The organism is Sphingomonas cannabina (assembly GCF_021391395.1).
Classification (GTDB): Bacteria; Pseudomonadota; Alphaproteobacteria; order Sphingomonadales; family Sphingomonadaceae; genus Sphingomonas; species Sphingomonas cannabina.
Map to the genome: position 1 here is coordinate 1,961,094 of NZ_CP090059.1, position 18,774 is coordinate 1,979,867.

The 18,774-nt window shown below is 68.3% G+C and carries 16 protein-coding genes; 7 read left to right on the forward strand and 9 right to left on the reverse strand.

What is annotated here, in order from left to right; translation table 11 throughout:
• Positions 1-105 precede the first annotated feature (105 nt).
• Positions 106-1,050, reverse strand: coding sequence for an AraC family transcriptional regulator (locus LZK98_RS09445; RefSeq protein ID WP_233786285.1), 945 nt, complete (start codon positions 1,048-1,050; stop codon positions 106-108).
• Positions 1,051-1,110: 60 nt separating this feature from the next.
• Between LZK98_RS09445 and LZK98_RS09450 the strand changes: the two genes are divergently transcribed.
• Positions 1,111-1,860, forward strand: a complete 750-nt coding sequence (locus LZK98_RS09450; RefSeq protein ID WP_233786286.1) for an SDR family oxidoreductase — start codon at positions 1,111-1,113, stop codon at positions 1,858-1,860.
• 81 nt (positions 1,861-1,941) lie between these two features.
• Here the strand turns inward: LZK98_RS09450 and LZK98_RS09455 are convergent, their stop codons facing one another.
• Positions 1,942-2,826, reverse strand: a complete 885-nt coding sequence (locus LZK98_RS09455) for an SDR family oxidoreductase (protein ID WP_233786287.1) — start codon at positions 2,824-2,826, stop codon at positions 1,942-1,944.
• A 104-nt stretch (positions 2,827-2,930) separates the two neighbouring features.
• On the opposite strand from LZK98_RS09455, the gene LZK98_RS09460 reads away from it, so the two are divergent.
• The 4 genes from LZK98_RS09460 to LZK98_RS09475 all read left to right on the forward strand — a co-directional run bounded on the left by LZK98_RS09460 (position 2,931) and on the right by LZK98_RS09475 (position 7,100).
• Positions 2,931-3,818 (forward strand): LysR family transcriptional regulator, encoded by an 888-nt coding sequence (locus LZK98_RS09460; RefSeq protein WP_233786288.1) that lies wholly within the window; start codon positions 2,931-2,933, stop codon positions 3,816-3,818.
• Positions 3,819-3,934: 116 nt separating this feature from the next.
• On the forward strand, positions 3,935-4,696 hold the full coding sequence (locus LZK98_RS09465; RefSeq protein ID WP_233786289.1) for a 3-keto-disaccharide hydrolase: 762 nt from the start codon (positions 3,935-3,937) through the stop codon (positions 4,694-4,696).
• Entirely contained in the window at positions 4,693-6,405 is a 1,713-nt protein-coding gene (locus tag LZK98_RS09470; protein ID WP_233786290.1) for a GMC family oxidoreductase, read from the forward strand. Before LZK98_RS09465 ends, LZK98_RS09470 begins: the two co-directional genes overlap by 4 nt.
• Positions 6,402-7,100 carry a gluconate 2-dehydrogenase subunit 3 family protein gene (locus tag LZK98_RS09475; protein WP_233786291.1) on the forward strand — a complete coding sequence of 233 codons (699 nt, stop codon included), beginning with the start codon at positions 6,402-6,404 and terminating at the stop codon, positions 7,098-7,100. The genes LZK98_RS09470 and LZK98_RS09475 overlap by 4 nt, the downstream gene beginning before the upstream one ends.
• A gap of 208 nt (positions 7,101-7,308) precedes the next feature.
• Here the strand turns inward: LZK98_RS09475 and LZK98_RS09480 are convergent, their stop codons facing one another.
• A complete protein-coding gene (locus tag LZK98_RS09480) occupies positions 7,309-8,532 on the reverse strand; it encodes an MFS transporter (RefSeq protein ID WP_233786292.1) in 1,224 nt (407 codons plus the stop codon).
• Positions 8,533-8,622: 90 nt separating this feature from the next.
• Between LZK98_RS09480 and LZK98_RS09485 the strand changes: the two genes are divergently transcribed.
• Complete coding sequence (locus tag LZK98_RS09485) at positions 8,623-9,387, forward strand: AraC family transcriptional regulator (RefSeq protein WP_233786293.1); 765 nt, start codon at positions 8,623-8,625, stop codon at positions 9,385-9,387.
• A 4-nt stretch (positions 9,388-9,391) separates the two neighbouring features.
• Here the strand turns inward: LZK98_RS09485 and recJ are convergent, their stop codons facing one another.
• From recJ to LZK98_RS09505, 4 genes are all read right to left on the reverse strand, one after another.
• Entirely contained in the window at positions 9,392-11,152 is a 1,761-nt protein-coding gene (gene recJ, locus LZK98_RS09490) for a single-stranded-DNA-specific exonuclease RecJ (protein WP_233786294.1), read from the reverse strand.
• A 178-nt stretch (positions 11,153-11,330) separates the two neighbouring features.
• Positions 11,331-12,014 (reverse strand): prolyl hydroxylase family protein, encoded by a 684-nt coding sequence (locus tag LZK98_RS09495; protein ID WP_233786295.1) that lies wholly within the window; start codon positions 12,012-12,014, stop codon positions 11,331-11,333.
• A gap of 82 nt (positions 12,015-12,096) precedes the next feature.
• Positions 12,097-13,077, reverse strand: a complete 981-nt coding sequence (locus tag LZK98_RS09500; RefSeq protein ID WP_233786296.1) for an RcnB family protein — start codon at positions 13,075-13,077, stop codon at positions 12,097-12,099.
• A gap of 102 nt (positions 13,078-13,179) precedes the next feature.
• Positions 13,180-13,737 carry a (2Fe-2S)-binding protein gene (locus LZK98_RS09505; protein WP_233786297.1) on the reverse strand — a complete coding sequence of 186 codons (558 nt, stop codon included), beginning with the start codon at positions 13,735-13,737 and terminating at the stop codon, positions 13,180-13,182.
• A 118-nt stretch (positions 13,738-13,855) separates the two neighbouring features.
• On the opposite strand from LZK98_RS09505, the gene LZK98_RS09510 reads away from it, so the two are divergent.
• Complete coding sequence (locus tag LZK98_RS09510; protein WP_233786298.1) at positions 13,856-14,068, forward strand: hypothetical protein; 213 nt, start codon at positions 13,856-13,858, stop codon at positions 14,066-14,068.
• Here LZK98_RS09510 and LZK98_RS09515 read toward each other — a convergent pair whose 3' ends face one another.
• Positions 14,069-15,541 (reverse strand): efflux transporter outer membrane subunit, encoded by a 1,473-nt coding sequence (locus LZK98_RS09515; RefSeq protein ID WP_233786299.1) that lies wholly within the window; start codon positions 15,539-15,541, stop codon positions 14,069-14,071.
• The gene (locus LZK98_RS09520; RefSeq protein WP_233786300.1) at positions 15,538-18,765 is read right to left on the reverse strand and encodes an efflux RND transporter permease subunit; all 3,228 of its coding nucleotides are present in this window, start codon (positions 18,763-18,765) and stop codon (positions 15,538-15,540) included. The genes LZK98_RS09515 and LZK98_RS09520 overlap by 4 nt, the downstream gene beginning before the upstream one ends.
• Positions 18,766-18,774: the final 9 nt, after the last annotated feature.

Consider the following 18,774-nt stretch of genomic DNA (forward strand, 5'->3'; position numbering starts at 1 on the left):
AAAGGTTGGAGCGCCAAATAGCCGCGCGGGTGGCAGGTTCCTGATACCTGCCGTTCATTGATCTGCTTCGGAAATGCAGCAGGCGTTGCGTTCAGAAGCGCTGGCTCAGCCCGCGGCCGTCGCCCGGGCGTATCGCATCGGCGGCATTCCGACATGGCGGGTGAAGGCCGTGCTGAACGTGCTCGCCGAACCATAGCCGACCTGCGCAGCAACATGTTCGATCGCCAGCTCACGGCTACGCAGCAGACGCTTGGCGAGAGCCATGCGCCAAGCCAGCAGATATTCCATCGGCGGCAGCCCGACGATGCGGCTGAACCGAGCGAAGAACGCCGAGCGCGACATTGCTGCCTCGGCGGCGAGATCGGCGACGGTCCAGCCGTGCGCCGGCCGCGCATGCATGGCGCGCAAGGCAGCCACCAGGCGATCGTCGGAAAGCCCGCGCGCGACGCTCGGCACCGATGCGATGTCGGTACCGCAGCGCAGCGCCTCGATCAGCAGCACTTCGAGCAGGCGTTCCAGCACCAGTTCGCGCCCCGGTCGCGATTGCCGCGTCTCGTCGCCGACCAGGTGCAGCAATTGCGTGAGCCTTGGCTCGCCGCGGGCGACGACCATCGACGGCAGCAGGGAAACGAGCAGGGCCGCATCGGGCGATGCGAAGCTGCATAATCCCACCTGCATCCTGAGATTGACCGGCTCATGCGCGGGCCCGACCCGGAACCGGCCCTCGCCGAGCTCCGTCGGCACCATGTCGATGCCATGTGGCGGCGCATCGATGCTCTCGATCATCTGATCGTTGGTCGAAGGCGACAACACGAAATCGCCGGCGCGCACGATGATCGGTGGGCGGCCCGCAGCGACCACCCGGCACTGGCCTTCGAGGACCGCGAAATAGACGGGCTTGCCCTCGACGTCGCGGTTGATGCGCCAGCGCCCGGCATATTCGACCAGTTTTGAGAAGCTGGCCGACGGCTGGAGCAGAGTGACGATCTCAGCGAGCGGATCGGTAGGCATATCAGGACTATCGCTAACTGATTCGAGATTTTCGCGCATAGAAGGTCCTACAGGCGATGGCTATCTCCGGAGCCCCACGACAACCATCCCGGAGTTCTCATGCCCACTGTTCTGATCACCGGCTGTTCCTCGGGCTTCGGCCTCGAAACCGCGAAGCTGTTCCTCGAGAAGGGCTGGAAGGTCGTCGCCACGATGCGCAATCCCAGGGACGGCATCCTCCCGACGTCCGACAACCTCGTCGTCCTCCCGCTCGACGTCACCGATCCGGCCAGCATCGCCAGCGCTTTCGAGAAAGCCGGCGACATCGACGTGCTGGTCAACAATGCAGGGTTCGGCGCCGCGGTGCCGATCGAGCTGATCGACCCGGAGACCGCGCGCCAGCTGTTCGAAACCAATATGCTCGGCACGCTGGCGACGGTTCAGGCGGTGCTGCCCAAGTTCCGCGCGCGCCGCGGCGGAACGATCATCAACGTCACCTCCACCGCGACGCTGAAGCCGCTGCCCTTGGTCAGCGTCTACCGGGCGAGCAAGGCGGCGGTGAATGCGCTTACCGAGAGCCTCGCGGTCGAAATGGAGCCGTTCGGTGTCCGCGTGCATATCGTCCTTCCCGGCCGCTCGCCGGAGACCAGCTTCGGCGACAACGCGATGCCGCACCTGCGCGGGCTCGATAACCCCGACTACAAGCCGCTGATCGAGGGCATGATCGCCAATTTCCGCGAGGATACGGGTCCGGTTACCCATGCGGTCGATGTGGCGGAGGCGGTCTGGCAGGCGGCTACCGATCCCAGCGCGCCCCTCCGGATTCCGGCCGGCGAGGACGCGGTGCAGTGGATGGCCGAGGCTCGTTGACCCGCTCTCAGCCTTCTTGCGAGGATGTCGGCGGGGCCGCCGTTGAGCGGCCCCGCCCGGCAATCTCGCGATCACCGGCGCTTACGCCTCGGCCACTCCTTGGCCGGCTACGAGTTCCGATGCGAAGGTATGATAGGAGTGCAGCGGACGGCCCAGCATGACGATGAGGCGCTCGACGTCGCCGGCCTCGGGGATCATGCCGTCACTGACATAGCGTTCGGCCATCAGGCGCATCTCATAGGCCGTCCATTTCGGCATGAAAGTCGCCATGTTCTGCTCGAACCCGCTCGGATCGTCGCCGCCATAGACGACCGGCCGGCCCAGCACGTCCGACCAGATTGCCGCCACGTCCGTGCCGGTCAACGTATCCGGGCCGACCAGGTTGATGATCTCGACCGGCAGCTTGGCGGATGCCCGGTCGCGGCGGATGAGCTCGATTGCGGCCACCTCCGCGATGTCGCGGGCATCGACCATGGCGATGCCCTTGCTGCCGATGGGCATCGGATAGACGCCGTGGTTGAGGATCACGTCCTTGATCATGTGCTCGTTGTCGATGAAGTAGGACGGCCGCAGGATCGTGGCACTGAAGCCCATCGCCTCGATCATCCGTTCGGCGCCCGATTTCACCGCGAAGTGCGGCACGTTGACGAACCGATCCGCGTGGATCACGGACAGGTAGACGACGCGGTCGACGCCTGCTTCACGGGCGAGATTGAGGGTGATGAGCGCCTGGGTGAACTCGTCCCCGGTGACCGCATTGAGCAGGAACAGCGTGCGGACATCGGCGAAGGCGGCGCGCATCGCATCGATGTCGAGCAGGTCGCCCTTCACCACCGCCACGCCGGACGGGACATTCGCCTTTGCGGGATCGCGGGTCAGGACGCGCACCTCGGCGCCGCGCTTCACGAGCTGGTCGACGACATGGCGACCGACACGGCCGGTAGCGCCGGTAACAAGAATGGTCATTGGGCTTCTCCTGGGTTTGTCATGATCGACGACCCGGAAATTAGTGATCCAGATTCGTCCCAATAGCCGCTATATATGGACAGACCGTCTCACTGGTGGAACGCATGGATCTGCTTGCTCTTGCCGACTTCAACCTCGTCGCCAGGCATGGCGGCTTTGGACGCGCCGCCCGCGCCGCGGGGCGCCCCAAGGCCACCCTGTCGCGGCGGGTCGCGGAACTGGAGGCGGACCTCAACCTGCGGCTGTTCGAGCGCGGCGCCCGCGATTTGAAGCTCACCGAGGAAGGGCGCGCACTCCACGAGCGCACCGCGGCACTGCTCACCGAACTCGGCGAGACGGCAGCGGCGATCGCCTCGGGCGGCGACAGGCCGCGCGGTCATTTGCGGATCAGTGTCCCGCTGTTGTTCTCGCAGACGGCAATGGGAAAGCTGGCTGCCGGGTTCGCGCTGGCATATCCCGAGGTGCGCCTGGAGGTCACCACCGACGATCGCGCGGTCGACATGATCGAGGAGGGCTATGATCTGGTGATCCGGGTCAATCCGCGCACCGACGAGACCCTGGTGGGCCGGCCCTTTCTGCACGATCGGCTGGTCGTGGTGGGGAGGCCTGATCTCGCTCGGCCGGACGGCACTGCCGTCTCCGCGGTCGTGCGCGGATCGGCTGATCCGGGTAACATCTGGATGATGACGACGGCTCGCGGTCCGTCACCTCTTGCGATCGATCCTGTCCTGTCTCTCTCTTCGCTGGTCATGGTCCGTGACGCGGTCCGGCTGGGCATCGGCGTCGGACGCCTGCCCCTCTCGCTGGTGAGCCGCGATCTTGCTGGCGGCCGGCTGGTTCAATGGGGCGAGGTTGAGGGTCCGGATATTACGCTGTGGACCTTGTACCCGTCGCGGCGGCTGCTGAGCGCTCGCGTGTCCGCCTTCCTGACCTACCTCAAGAAGCAATTTCCCAAAGGGACGCCCGACGAGCTGGCAGCCTTCATCGACTAGCGAAAGGCGCGCGGATTTCGCTTCACTGATTTCCGAATCTGGTGGAACGTGGCGGTACAGCCGTAATGCGTGACATCGCCCGTGCGGAATCGGGTCGGGCTTTCGGGAGAGACAAGATGCGTAGATTATCCGGTGCCGGCCTCTTCCTTCTGGCGCTGACGGCGACTCCGGCGCTGGCCGACCACCATGATACCGCATCCAACACGCTCACCGCCCGGGAGCGCGCCGAAGGCTGGCAGCTGCTGTTCAACGGCCGCGACCTCGCCGGCTGGCGATCCTACACCGGCGGCGCGCCCGCCTCGTCGTGGACGGTACGCAACGGCGTGCTGATGCTGACGGCGAGCAGCGGCAAGATGAGCGGGGCGGACCTGGTCACCGCCGACAGCTATGGCGCGTTCGAGCTGACGCTCGACTGGAAGGTCGAGCGCGGCGGCAACAGCGGCGTTCTCTATCTCGCGCGGAACGTGCCGCAGACCAGGTACATCTACGAGACCGGCCTGGAGATGCAGATCCTGGACGATGCCGGGCACCCCGACGGCAAGATCCCGTCGCATCGCGCCGGCGCGCTCTACGACCTGACGGTGCCGCCGCCGGGCGCGGCACATCCGGCCGGGAGCTGGAACCACGCGCGGCTGCGCGTCGAGCCGGGGCGTATCCGGCAATGGCTGAACGGCAAGCTCACCGCCGACGTCACCTTCGGCGATGCCGCGTGGCGGAAGCGGGTGGCGGCGTCGAAGTTCGCGACCATGCCGTTGTTCGGCACCTTTCCCAGCGGCGTGATCGGCCTGCAGGACCATGGCGAGCCGGTCGCGTTCCGCAACATCAAGCTCCGCCGGCTCGACGCGCGGGGCATGGACGCCAAGGCAGGCGCCCGGTGACGTCCGGCGCGCTCGATCCGGCAGCCGCCGCGGCCGACGTCATCATCGTCGGCTCGGGCGCCGCGGGCGGCATGGCGGCCTATAGCCTGACCAAAGCGGGCCTGCGTTGCCTGATGCTGGAGGCGGGCCGCGACTATGACCCGCAGGCCGAGGTCAACATGTTCGCGCCCGAGAGCGACGCGCCGCTGCGCGGGGCCGCCACGCCCGACAAGCCGTTCGGCTATTTCGATGCGACGGTGGGCGGCGGGTGGCAGGTCGACGGCGAACCCTACACCATGCAGGAGGGCACCGACTTCCGCTGGTACCGCTCGCGGATGTTGGGCGGGCGGACCAACCACTGGGGCCGGCACGTGCCGCGTTGGGGACCCTATGACTTCAAGCCCTTCTCGCGCGACGGGCTCGGGGTGGATTGGCCGATCGGCTATGACGACGTCGCCCCCTTCTACGACCGCGTCGAGCGGATGATCGGCGTCAACGGCGGACGGATCGAGCTGGAGAACCATCCGGATTCGCCCGCGGGCTGCCTGATGCCGCCGCCCAAGCCGCGCGTTACGGAAATGCTCATCAAGGCGGCTGCCGAAAGCCTGGGCATCCCGGTGCGGCCGGCGCATACCGCCGTGCTGACGCGCGACATGCCCGACGACGTCGCGCCGCGCAGCGCCTGCTTCAACGCGACGCCCTGCACGCGTGGCTGCACGATCGGGGCGATGTTCCAGACGACCACTTCCTTCCTGCCGATGGCGAAGGCCACTGGGCGGCTGACGATCGTGACCGACGCGATGGTTTCGCGCGTGGTGATGGGTGCGGCCGGCCGAGCCGCCGGGGTCGAGTATGTCGACCGCAAGACGGGCGTCCGCCACCAGGCAAAGGCGAGGGCCGTGGTGCTTGCGGCGGGGACGTGCGAAACCACGCGGCTGCTGCTCAATTCGGGCGACGGCGAACGGCCCGGCGGCCTCGCCAATTCCTCCGGCCAGGTCGGGCGCAACCTCACCGATTCGACGGGCGCGTCCTTCCGCGCCTATGTCCCCGCGCTCGCCGACCGCCCGCGCTACAACGAGGACGGCATCGGCGGGCAGCACATGTACATCCCCTTCTGGCTGTACCAGCAGCAGAAGCGCGGCGAGCTGGACTTCGCCCGCGGCTATCATTTCGAGCTCGGCGGGCGGTTCGGCATTCCGCCGGCGGCCGCGCTGCCGCGCGTGTGGGGGCCGGCGCTCAAGAAGGCGGTGCGCAGTGCCTCGGGTGCCACCATCGGGATGACGCTGCGCGGCGAGATGATCCCCAACAAGGACAGCTATTGCGAGATCGATCCCGCGGTGAAGGACCGGTTCGGCATCCCGGTGCTGCGGTTCGCCTTCCGCTGGTCGCAGAACGAGCTGAACCAGGTCGCGCACGGGCAGCGGACCGCGCATGCCGTCTTCAAGCGGATGAACGCCGTGATCCTCGATCCCGCCCTGCCGCCCGAGAAGATCATCACCGCCGGCGGCGAGATCATCCACGAGCTGGGCACCGCGCGGATGGGCGCGGACCCGCGGTCGTCGGTGGTCGACAGCTATGGCCAGACCTGGGACGTCGGCAATCTGGTGCTCATGGACGGCGCGATCTTCGCCTCCGGCGCGCACAAGAACCCGACGCTCACCATCCTCGCGCTGGCGCTGCGCGCTTCCGAGCGGCTTGCCGAGCGTTTCAAGTCAGGAGCCTTCGCTTGACCCCGTCGCGCCGCGCCACCTTGCAATGGATGATGTCCGCGGCGATGCTTCCGCTCGCGCGCTGGTCGCCGCCGGCGATGGCCGCCGAAAGCGGTGCTGCCCCGCCGTTCGACATCGTCGCGGACTGGCCCGATACGTTGCCTGAGCCGCCACCGGCCAAGGGCTATGGCCGCGATCCCGATCTGACCAAGCCCGTGGCGCCCTGGCCGCTGACCCTCAGCAAGGCGCAGCGCACGACCGTCGATCTGCTGGGCGACCTGATCCTCCCCGCCGACGAGCGGTCGCCGGGTGCCGGCACGCTCGGTGTCGGGGCGTTCGTGGACGAATGGATCAGCGCACCCTATCCGATCCAGCGGGCGGACAGGGCGCAGGTGCTCGGCGGGCTGATCTGGCTCGACGCGCAGAGCCGGGCGATGCACGGCGCCGCATTCGATGCGATCACGCCGGCACAGCGTGTCGAGCTGCTGGACGCGCTGACCGCTGCGGCGCCTGCCGCCAAGATGACGGCGCCCGTCGCCTTCATGGATACGCTGCGGTATCTCTTCGTCCTGGGCTTCTACAGCTTGCCGGAAGGCAAGGCCGACATGGGCTTCATCGGCGACCAGCCGACGCCCGGCGATTATCCCGGGCCGACACCGGAGGCGCTGGCGCATTTCGCTGAGGTGGTCGATCGGTTGGGATTGAGAGAGTCCTAGATCCGAACTCGGATAACCTCTTCCGTCCCGCACTCATACAAATTGACCATGGACGATGAAGATGATTCTGATGGTGGCTCCATCCGGAGAGTAACAAATCTGTTTTGTTTATCAGTATCGTAGATGGATAAAACGCCTCCCGTAGGGGCACCGGCGGAGCGTTTCGGCTTCCGCTTTGCGCGCCCGGCGTTCCCCGCATATATTGGGATCAGGCTTCGGACGAAGATTGCTTACGCCCGACATCAGGAAGGAACGCGGTGAGCAGGCCGATCGCCGGCAGGAACGCGCAGAGCTGATAGACCGTCTCGATGCTGGTCCGGTCGGCGATCCAGCCGAGCGCGGCGGCGCCGAGACCGCCCATGCCGAACGAGAAGCCGAAGAACAGGCCGGAGATCATGCCGACCTTGCCGGGCACGAGTTCCTGCGCGAACACGACGATCGCCGGGAAGGCCGAGGCCAGGATCAGGCCGATCGCGATGGTGAGCGGCGCGGTCCAGAACAGGCCGACGTGGGGCAGCAGCACCGTGAACGGCAGCGCGCCCAGGATCGAGAACCAGATCACGTACTTGCGGCCGAAACGGTCGCCGAGCGGGCCTCCGGCGACGGTGCCGACCGCGACCGCGGCGAGGAAGGCGAACAGGTGGAACTGCGCGTCCTGCACCGACACGCCGAACCGGTGGATCAGGTAGAAGGTGAAATAGCTGGTGAGGCTGGCGAGATAGACATATTTCGAGAAGATCAGCGCCAGCAGGATCGCAATGCCCCTGACGGCATGTCCCTTCGGCAGCTCGTACACCGCCGATGCCCCGTCGCCGGCCTTCAGGCGGACGAGGCCGTGATGGCGATACCAGGCGGCGACGTTCCACAGCACCGCGCCTGACAGCAGCGCCATCAGGGCGAAGAAGGCGAGGCTCGACTGGCCCCAGCGCACCACCACCAGCGCCGCCGCGAGCGGGCCCAGCGCCTGGCCGGCGTTGCCGCCGACCTGAAACAGCGACTGGGCGAGCCCGTGCCGTCCGCCCGCCGCCATCCGCGCGACGCGCGAGGATTCGGGGTGAAAGACCGACGATCCCACACCGAGCAGCGCCGCGCCGAGCAGCACAAGGCCATAGCTGTGCGCGATCGACAGCACCGTCAGGCCTGCAAGCGAGAACAGCGTGCCGCCGGGCAGCGCGAACGGGCTCGGCCGCTTGTCGGCATAAAGGCCGATCAGCGGCTGCAGGATCGAGGCGGTGATCTGATAGGCGAGCGTCACCAGACCGATCTGACCGAAGCTCAGCCCCAGATCGGTCTTGAGCCCCGGATAGATGGCCGGGAGCAGCGACTGCATCATGTCGTTGAGCATGTGGCAGAAGCTGATCGCGACGATGACACCGAACGCCGTGCCTGTCGCCGCCACCCGAGGCTTCGCTACCGCCCTCATCTCGTTCATCGCTGCTCCTTTCGCGGACGGAGCGATTAGCCCTTCCCATCGCGTCCCGCTTCTCCATATGGGCCATTCGATTTTGAGATCGGGACAGACATGCAGCAGCGCTATTCGCACGATTATGAGGATGTGCCGCGGCCGGTCGTCGGGATCGGCAACGACTATCCGCCGTCGTTCGAGCTGGCCGAACACCGGCATCGGCGCGGCCAATTCCTCTATGCGGCGAGCGGCGTGGTCGCGGTCAGCACGCCGGACGGGGCCTGGGTGGCGCCGCCCGAGCGCGGCGTCTGGATACCGGCGGGAATGCCGCATGCGGTGCGCATGGTCGGCGCGGTGCAGACCCGCAGCGTCCTGATCGAGCCCGAAGCCTGCCCGGCGCGTGGGCGTACCTGCGGCGTGGTCGCCGTCTCTCCCTTGCTGCGCCAACTCCTCGTCGTGGCGGCGGAGGTGCCGGCCGAGTATGACGAGGATGGGCGCGACGGGCTGGTAATGAAGCTGCTGGTCGCAGAGCTCGACCGGGCGCCGGTCATCCCGCTGGCGGTGCCGTTCCCGCGTCATCCCGCGCTGGCGGCGCGATGCCAGGCGTTCCTCGAGCGGCCGCAGGCGACCGCCACCATCGATCAATGGGCCGATGCGCTGGCGATGAACCGCCGCCGCTTCACGCGGCTGTTCCGGCGCGAGACGGGCATGAGCTTCGCCGAGTGGCGGCAGCAGGCCTGCCTGTCGGTCGCGCTGCCGAGGCTCGCGGCGGGCGAGCCGATCACGGCGATCGCGCTCGACCTCGGCTATGACGGGCCGGCCAATTTCTCGACGATGTTCAAGCGCGTGCTGGGGGTGCCGCCGAGTCGCTACTGTCGATAACCCGTCAATCCGCCCAGGCGGCGTCGTCGATGTGGAGCTCCGCGGCCGGGCGGCTGCCCCAGTCGTCGATCCTGGCGCGCCCGGCGAGCCAGAGGCGGCGGTGCGACGGCGCGCCGAGCAGCGCGGCGCCGAGCGCGGTGTCGGCGGCGCGGAAGGCGACCGCCTTGAGGCTGCGGCCGTCGTCGCCCGCCGCGATCGTGCGGACGTGGCCGTTGCCGACCACGTCGACCTTGACCAGCCGCACCGGCCCCGCCGCGACGCGCGGGGCGGGCCAGCCCATGCCATAGGGGCCGCCGGCCTCCAGTGCGGTGACGAGGTCGGGGCAGACTCCGCCCGGCGCCAGCACCGAATCGATCAGCAGCGCGCGGTCGTCGGCAGCGCGGGCGACCGGCTCGGCGAGGCGCTCCTCGAGGAAGTCGGCGAAGGCGTCGAGCCGGTCGGCGGCGACGGTGAGCCCGGCCGCCATGGCATGGCCGCCGCCGGCGACGAGCAGGCCGTGCTCCCTGGCCGACAGCACCGCCGCACCGAGGTCGACGCCGGCGATCGAACGGCCCGATCCCTTGCCGATGCCCGCCTCGTCGAGTGCGATGACGATGGCGGGGCGGTTGAGCTTTTCCTTGAGCCGACCCGCGACGATCCCGATCACGCCGGGATGCCAGCCGGCGCCTGCGACGACCGCGACGGCGCGGTTGCCCTTGGCGTGGATCATCTCCTCGGCGGCAACCTGGACGCCGGCCTCGATCGCTCGGCGTTCCTCGTTGAGGCGATCGAGCTCCTGCGCGATCACGCGTGCTTCGTCAGGATCATCGGTGGTGAGCAGGCGCACGCCGAGGTCCGACTTGCCGACGCGGCCGCCGGCATTGATGCGCGGGCCGAGCGCGAAGCCGAGATCGCTCGCGGTCGGCGCGCGGGTGAGGCGGGAGGCCTCGATCAGTGCGGCGATGCCGGGATTGCGCCGCTGGGCCATGACCTTGAGCCCTTGGGCCACGAAGGCGCGGTTGAGGCCGCGCAACGCCGCCACGTCGGCGACGGTGCCGAGCGCGACCAGATCGAGCAGGTCGAGCAGGCGCGGTTCCGGATGCTCGGCGAACCAGCCGCGTTGCCTCAGCTCGCGCAGCAGCGCGGCGCCGAGCAGGAAGGCGACGCCGACCGCGGCGAGGTGGCCGTGCGCGGCGCCGTCGGTCTCGTCGAGGCGGTTGGGATTGACGACCGCATGGGCGACGGGAAGCGCGGCGGCGCATTTGTGGTGGTCGACGACGATCACGTCGACACCGGCCCCGCGCGCCATTTCCAGCGCCTCGAACGCCTGCGCGCCGCAGTCGACGGTGACGATCAGGCTCGCGCCTTCGCGCGCCAGCCGCACGAGCGCCTCGCCCGAGGGGCCGTAGCCCTCCATCAGCCGATCGGGGATATAGGGGCGGGGCGCCAGGCCGAGATCGCGCAGCAGCCGCACCATCAGCGCGGCCGAGGTGGCGCCGTCGACGTCATAGTCGCCGAACACCGCGACCGTCTCGCGCGCGGCGACAGCGTCGGCGAGGCGGGCGGCGGCGCGGTCCATGTCGCGGAAGATCGAGGGATCCGGCATGAAGCCGCGGATGCTGGGCGTCCGGTAGGCGTCGAGCCCGTCGCGCGGGCAGCCGCGGGCGAGCAGCAGCGTCGTGACGAGATCGTCCGGCACCAGCCCGTCGCGGGCATCCGCCGCCAGGCCACGCCAGCGCCAGGGCTGGCCGAGGATCGATCGCTGGATGCCGAGCACGGGAGTCATCGATATGACTTAGCTCGACAGAAGGGGCGAGGGTAGGGTGACCAGTGCCCCAATCTCACCGTCACCCCGGCCTTGTGCCGGGGTCCACCGAGCGGCTGATCCAAGACTCGAGCCTCTTGTGCATAGGTTGCGGCACCGTGGACCCCGGCACAAGGCCGGGGTGACGGTGGTGTGCGGGTCAGCGCGGCTTGTACCAATGGTCTTCGCGGAACCATTTGGTGACGATGTATTTGACGCCCTTCGTCACCGCCATGCCCTCGTGGAGCGTATTGGTGTTGGGGCTGCCATCGGGCTTCATGTTGTTCCAGGCGAGCAGCATTCGCTTGCGCGGCGGTACCCGGACGCCTGCCTGCGGGAACCAGGTGGCGCCGCCTTCCTCGACGTCGCTGAGGTAGATCATCGCGGTCCAGGTGCGCTGGCCGCCCTCCGCCTTCATCCGTGGCCAATAGTCGGCGGTCTCGTGGAAATAATCGTGGTGCGCGCGGAATTGCTGGCCGGGGGCGTAGCGCTGGCCCTGCATCGTCTCGCCATAAGGGGGATCGATGCCGAGCAGATCGGCGATCCGCTCGTCGATCGGACGCACCAGCGGCGAGAATCGGTCAAGGTCGCAGCTTTCGCTGGTCCGGAAATTGGGATCGCTCGAATAGGCGAGCAGGGTCGAGGGGCGGCGGCCTGCGTCGATCAGCCGGATGAGCGTGTCGCACTCCGCATCGGTGATGAAGTCCTGATGATAGAAGACGTCGGCGGTCTCGACCTTGGCGCGCTTGACCTTGGGATTCGCCTCCAGCCGCGCGACCACGCTCGCGCCGAACTGGGCGCGGGTGCGGGACGGCGATCCTGCCTTTTTCTCAACCACGTTCATGATCCCGACCATGGCGCGGGGAGCATCAAAATCAAGGGGCCGGCCCTCGCGGACCGGCCCCTCGGCGCGTGATCGGGTCAGCTTACCAGAAGATGTCGTAGATCACGTCGACCACCTCGCCCGTGTCCATATCCACCAGCAGCGCGTCGTTGTAGTAGCGCACCCAGCGATAGGGGCCATAGGCCGGCGGCAGGCGATATTCCCAGGGATCTGCGATCCAGTAGTTCTGGGCGAACAGAATGGAGTTCAGCGTCACGCCGATGCTGAACCGGCGATAGCCGTAGTCCCAGCCGTAAGGCGCATAATAGCGCGGTAGGCGATAGGCATAGCGGTTGCGCGAGCGCCAATCCCGCCAGTTGTAGCGGTTGTCGTTGCGCCAGCCGCGGTTCCAGTTGCCGCGCCGATCCCAGTCCCGCCGGTCCCAGTCGCCCCGGTTCCAGTTGCGGCGATCCCAGTCGCGCCTGTTCGAGTCGCCCCGGCGGTCCCAGTCGCGGCGCTGGTTCCAGTCGCCCCGCCGATCCCCGTCGCGGCGCTCGCTGCTCCAGTTGCGGCGATCATTGTCCCGGTTGCGGTCCCATTGCCCATCGCGACGATCGCGATTCCAGTCGCGGCGGCCGTCGCCGTCGCGGTCACCGCGCGGCACGCCGGGAGTGGCGTTCACCGGAGGCCGGTTGTCGTCGCGGCGGAAATCAGGCCGGCGGTCGCCCTGCCAGCGGCGGCCGAAGCCGTCGCCGTCGTTCCCGCCCGACCGGAAGGCGGGGCGCGCCTGGCCGTCGGGTCGCTGGAACTGCGGGCGGCCCTGGAACTGCGGACGGTCGAAGCGCCGCCCGCCATTGTCGAAGCTGCGCGACGGAGCATTTTGCGGAGCACTCGGGCGCGACCAGTCGGGGCGCTGACCGCTCCGCTGGAAACGCTCGCCGCCACCGCCGTTGCCGCGCGGCTGCTCGGCCCGAGGAGAGCCGCCACGGTCGCCGCCGCCTCGGCCGCGCCATTCCTGCGCACTGGCGGCGATCGGCGCCAGCGCAGTCGCCGCGATCAGCGCGGCCAGAATCGCCTTATTCATGTTCGTGTCACTCCACGGCCGGTCGCCCGGCACACGTCTCGATGGCACGCTTATTGCCGGAGGAGCGATGAGCGATGGCTGAATTGGGCTGAAAGCAATCTGTCAGGAAGTCGGCCGCTTCGGCGGCGGCGGAGCGAGCGCCGGGACCGCTCGGGCTGCCTCGGCGGGATCGGTGTCAGGCCGCGGCGTGGTGTCGATCGTCTCGTCGCCGCGCGCGATCGCCGCCGCCTGCTGGATCGCGGCGACGATCCGGGGATAGCTGCCGCAGCGGCAGAGATTGGTGATCGCCGCCTTGATCTGGTCCTCGCCGGGATTGCGATTGGCGCGGATCAGCGCCTGAGCGGTCATCACCAGGCCCGGGATGCAATAGCCGCATTGTCCGACGTTGGAGGCTAGGAATGCTTGTTGCACCGGGTGGCTGCGGTCGCGCGATAGGCCCTCGATGGTGGTGACGAAGACGCCTTCGATGTTGCCGATGGCGACGGTGCAGGAGCGGACAGCCTTGCCGTCGATGTCGACCGTGCACGCGCCGCACTCGCCGGTGCCGCAGCCGTATTTGGTGCCGGTGAGATTGGAGGCGTCGCGCAGCGCCCAGAGCAGGGGCGTGGCGGGGTCCAGCTCATATTCGACCGGCTGGTTGTTGACGGTGAAGCGGGTCATCGGCGTCCACTCTAGCCCGTCCGACGATCCATTGGAACGCGCGCCGCGCTACGGCCATTGGAACGCGCGCCGCGCTGCGGGGTTGTCGGGCGGAAGCCCCAGGCGATGGAGTGCGGCAATGGCAAAGGTGCTTGGACAGTTCACGATCACGCAGGAAGCCGACGGCTACCTGCTCCATGTCGAGGACGAGGACGGCGAGACCGTCGAATACAGCGCGACCTACGAGCAGCTCGACCTGATCAGCGAGGCGATCGAGGAGCAACTCGACCTGGACGAGGAAGAGGCGCTCGGCCTCGACGAGGACGAGGACGAAGCCGTCGACGACGAGTGATCAGCGGGTCCGCGGCGTCGGCGTGGCGGCCGGTTCTGGCGACAGCGGCTTCGGGCCTTCCGGCGTCGCATCGAGCAACGCGTCGCCGCCCAGCGTGCGGTAGAGGTCGACGAGATTGGTGGCGCGATCCAGCCGCGTGCCGACGTAGCTGCGCTGTGCCGAATAAAGCGAGCGCTGCGCATCGAGGCTCTGCAGGAAGGTGTCGATGCCGCCGCGGTAGCGAGCATAGGACAGGTCGTAATTGTCCTGCGCCGCCGTCACCAGGCTGCGCTGCGCCGTTTCCTGATCTGCGATGGTGCCGCGGCGGGCGAGCGCGTCGGAGACCTCGCGGAAGGCGGTCTGGATCGCCTTCTCGTAGGTCGCGACCGCCGCATCGCGCTGCGCGCGCGCCTGGAGCAGGTCGCCGCGCGCGCCGCCCGCGTCGAAGATGTTGTAGTCGATGCCGCCCGAGGCGTTCCAGGTGAAGCGGTCGCCGTCGAACAGCGATCCCAGCGCCGTGCTGGCGAAGCCGAGCAGCCCCGTCAGGCTGATGCGCGGGAACAGCGCCGCGCGCGCCGCGCCGATGCGGGCATTGGCGGAACGGAGCTGGTATTCGGCCTGGACCACGTCCGGCCGGCGCAGCAGCACGCCCGAATCGAGCCCGGCGGGCAATTCCGCCAGCGTCGGCGCCGCCTCGTCGATCGAGGCGGGGAGCTGCGCCGGGTCGATCGGCGCGCCGACGAGGAGCTGGAGCAGGTTGACGTCCTGCGCGAGCGCGGTGCGCTGCGCCGCCATATCGGAGCGGGCCTGGGCCTCGGTCTGCTCGGCCTGGCGGAGGTCGGTGCGCGGCGCGATACCGCCCTCCAGCCGCAGCCGTGTCAGGCGGACGCTTTCCTGCGCGTTCTTCGCCGTATCTTCCGCCAGCGCGAGCAGGCTCTTGTCGGCGGCATAGGTGAGCCAGGCGTTGGCGATGTCGCCGACCAGCGTGAGCCGGGTCGCGCGCGCCGCCGCCTCGGTCGCGAAATAATCCTCCAGCGCGGCGCGGCTCTGCGAGCGGACGCGGCCGAACAGGTCGACCTCGAAGGCGGTGATGCCGACGTTGGCCGAATAGCTTTCGCGTACGTCGTTGCTCGAGCCGGCGTTCTGGGCGTTGGTGCCGCCCTTGCTCGCGCCCGCGCTCGCCCCGGTGCCGACCGTCGGAAACAGCGTGCTCCGCTGTGAGCGATAGGCGCCACGTGCTGCGGCGATGTTGGCGGCGGCGACGCGCAGGTCGCGATTGTTGGCGAGCGCCTGCTCAACCAGCGCCTGGAGGCGCGGGTCGCGGAAGATGTCGCGATAGCTGACGCTGGGCAGCCCCGCCTCGTTCTGGCGGAGATAGGCATCGCCCACCGGCCAGGACGACGGCACCGGTGCCGCCGGGCGCTCATATTCCGGCGCCATCGAGCAGGCAGCCAGCGCCATCAGCGATGCGAGCGGGAGGATCGGGCGGATCATGCCGGCTTCGGCTCCCCCTCCTCGTCGTCGTGGTGCGGCGGCCCCTGGTAGCCGGTCGGCTTGCCCCTGAGCCGCGCGAGCCCGTCGCGGACGCTGCGGCGCACCAGTACGAAGAACAGCGGAATGTAGAAGATCGCCAGGATGGTCGCGGTGATCATGCCGCCGATCACCGAGGTGCCGATCGCGATGCGGCCGTTGGCGCCCGCGCCGGTCGAGATCGCCAGCGGCAGCACGCCGAAGATGAAGGAGAAGCTGGTCATCAGGATCGGGCGCAGACGGATGCGGGCCGCCTCGAGCGCGGCGTCGAGCACGCGCGCGCCCTTCCGCTCGGCGGCCTCGGCGAACTCGATCATCAGGATCGCATTCTTGGAGGCGAGGCCCATGGTGGTGAGCAGGCCGATCTGGAGGAACACGTCGTTCTCCAGGCCCCGCAGCGTCACCGCGAACACCGCGCCGACCAAGCCGAGCGGGATCACCAGCAGCACCGCGATCGGGACCGACCAGCTCTCGTAGAGCGCGGCCAGGCACAGGAACACGACGAGCAGCGACAGGCCGTAGAGGATCGGCGCCTGCCCCGACGACAGCCGCTCCTGATAGGACAGGCCCGCCCAGGCGACCGAGGTGCCGGGAATCTGCGCGGCGAGCTGCTCCATCCGCTCCATCGCCTGGCCCGAGCTGTGCCCAGGCGCGGACTGGCCCTGGAACTCGAAGGAGGAGATACCGGAAAAGCGCGACAGCGTCGTCGGCGCCTGCGACCAGGAGATGCGCGCGAAGGAGGAGAAGGGCGCCATCTGCCCGTTCGATCCGCGCACGAACCATTTGGAGATGTCCTCGGGCGAGGCGCGGAACGGCGCGTCGCCCTGCACGTACACGCGCTTCACGCGGCCGCGGTCGATGAAGTCGTTGACGTAGCGGCCGCCCCAGGCGGTCGAGAGAGTATTGTTGACGTCGGCCTCGTTGAGCCCGAGCGCGGACAATTTGGCCTGGTCGATGTCGATCTTGAGCGTGGCGATGTCGGGCAGGTCGGAGAGGCGCACCGCCCGCAGCGCGGGATCGTTTTCCGCCATGTTCAGCAGCCGGTCGCGCGCGGCGGCGAACTGCTCGCGGGTGAGGCTGCCCGAGTTCTGCAGCTCCATGGTGAAGCCGTTCGACTGGCCGAGGCCGCGGATCGCCGGCGGCACCAGCACGAAGACCTGGGCGTCGCGCAGGCCCGACAGCGCCTGCGCCGCGCGGCTGGTGATCGCATCGGCGCCGTTCTCGCGTCCCTTGCGCTCGTCCCAATGCTTGAGCGCGAGGAAGCCCTGGCCGGTGTTCTGTCCGCTCACGCCACCCCCGCCGCCGCCGCTGACGGTGAACAGCACGCGCGTGTTCTTCGCCTCGTTGGTGAGGAAATATTTCTCGACCGCCTGCTGCACCTCGAAGGTGCGGCCGCGCGTGGCGCCGGCGGGAAGCCGGAACTGGACCTGCGCGCCGCCCTGATCCTCGGTCGGCAGGAAGCTGGTCGGCAGGCGGAAGAACATCACCACCAGCACGGCGCAGACGGCGACGTAGATCAGCAGAAACAGCCACTTGCGGTCGACGACGGTGCGGACCGACCGCAGATAATGCTCGACCGTCCATTCGAAGCCGCGGTTGAAGCGGTCCGCCGCCCCGCGCAGCGTCCGGCCGACGATGGGGAAGCGCCGCGCGAGCCAGCCATTGTCCTCGCCGCCATGGTTCTTCTGCTTGAGGACGTGCGAGGTGAGCGCCGGGCTCAGCACGATCGCGACCAGCACCGACAGCGCCATCGCCGACACCAAAGTCACCGAGAACTGGCGGTAGATCACGCCGGTCGATCCGCCGAAGAACGCCATCGGCAGGAACACCGCCGACAGCACCAGCGCGATCGCGAACAGCGCGACCGTGATCTGGTTCATCGACTCGATCGTCGCCTCGCGCGGCGTCATGTCCGGATTTTCTTCCATCAGACGCTCGACGTTCTCGACCACGACGATGGCGTCGTCGACGAGCAGGCCGATCGCGAGCACCAGCCCGAACAAGGTGAGCGTATTGATCGAGAATCCGGCGATGGCGAAGATGGCGAAGGTCCCGAGCAGCACGATCGGCACGGCGACTGCCGGCACCAGCACCGCGCGCCAGCTCTGCAGGAACACGAACATGACGAGGACGACGAGGACGATCGCCTCGAACAGCGTCTTCACCACCTCGTCGATCGACAGCTTGATGAAGTCGGTGGTGTCGTAGGGGAAGGCGTATTTGAAGCCGATCGGGAAGCGCTTCGACTGCGCCTCGACATATTGCTTGACGAGCTCGGCGGTCTCCAGCGCGTCGGCGCCGGGCGCAAGATTGATGGCGATGCCGGCGCCGGGGTGGCCGTTGACGCGGCTCAGCGAGTTGTAATTCTCCTGCCCCAGCTGGACGCGGGCGACGTCGCTGAGCCGCACGGCGGCGCCGCTCGGCTGCGTCTTGAGGATGATGTCGCGGAACTGCTGCGGCGTCTGCAGGCGCGAACGCGCGGTGACGGTCGCGTTCAGCATCTGCGTGTCCGGCATCGGCTGTCCGCCGACCTCGCCCGCCGCCACCTCGGTATTCTGGTTCTGGATCGCGGTGACGACGTCGCCCGGCATGAGCTGGAAGCTCGCGAGCTTGTTGGGATCGAGCCAGATCCGCATCGCATACTGCGATCCGAACACGTTGGAATCGCCGACGCCGGGGATGCGGCCGAGCGGCTCCTCCATGTTGGAGACCAGCCAGTCGGAGACGTCCCCGTTGGTGTGCGTGTCGGTCTCGTCATAGACCGCCACGATCATCAGGAAGTCCGGGTTGGACTTGGTGACCGTAATGCCCTGCTGCTGCACCTGCTGGGGCAGACGGGATATCGCCTGCTGTACCTTGTTCTGTACCTGGACCTGGGCGATGTCCGGATCGGTGCCCTTCTCGAAAGTGGCGGAAATCGACACCTGCCCGCGCGAGGAGGAGGTCGAGGTGAAATAGAGCAGGCCGTCGATGCCGGTGAGCTGCTGCTCGATCACCTGCGTCACGCTGTTCTCCAGCGTCTCCGCCGAGGCGCCGGGGAAGTTCGCCCGCACGTTGACCTGCGGCGGCGCGACGTCGGGATATTGCGCGATCGGGAGCGAGAAGATCGCGCCCACGCCGCACAGCATGATGATGATCGCGATCACCCACGCGAAGATCGGACGGTTGATGAAGATGCGCGAGATCATCGGCCGACT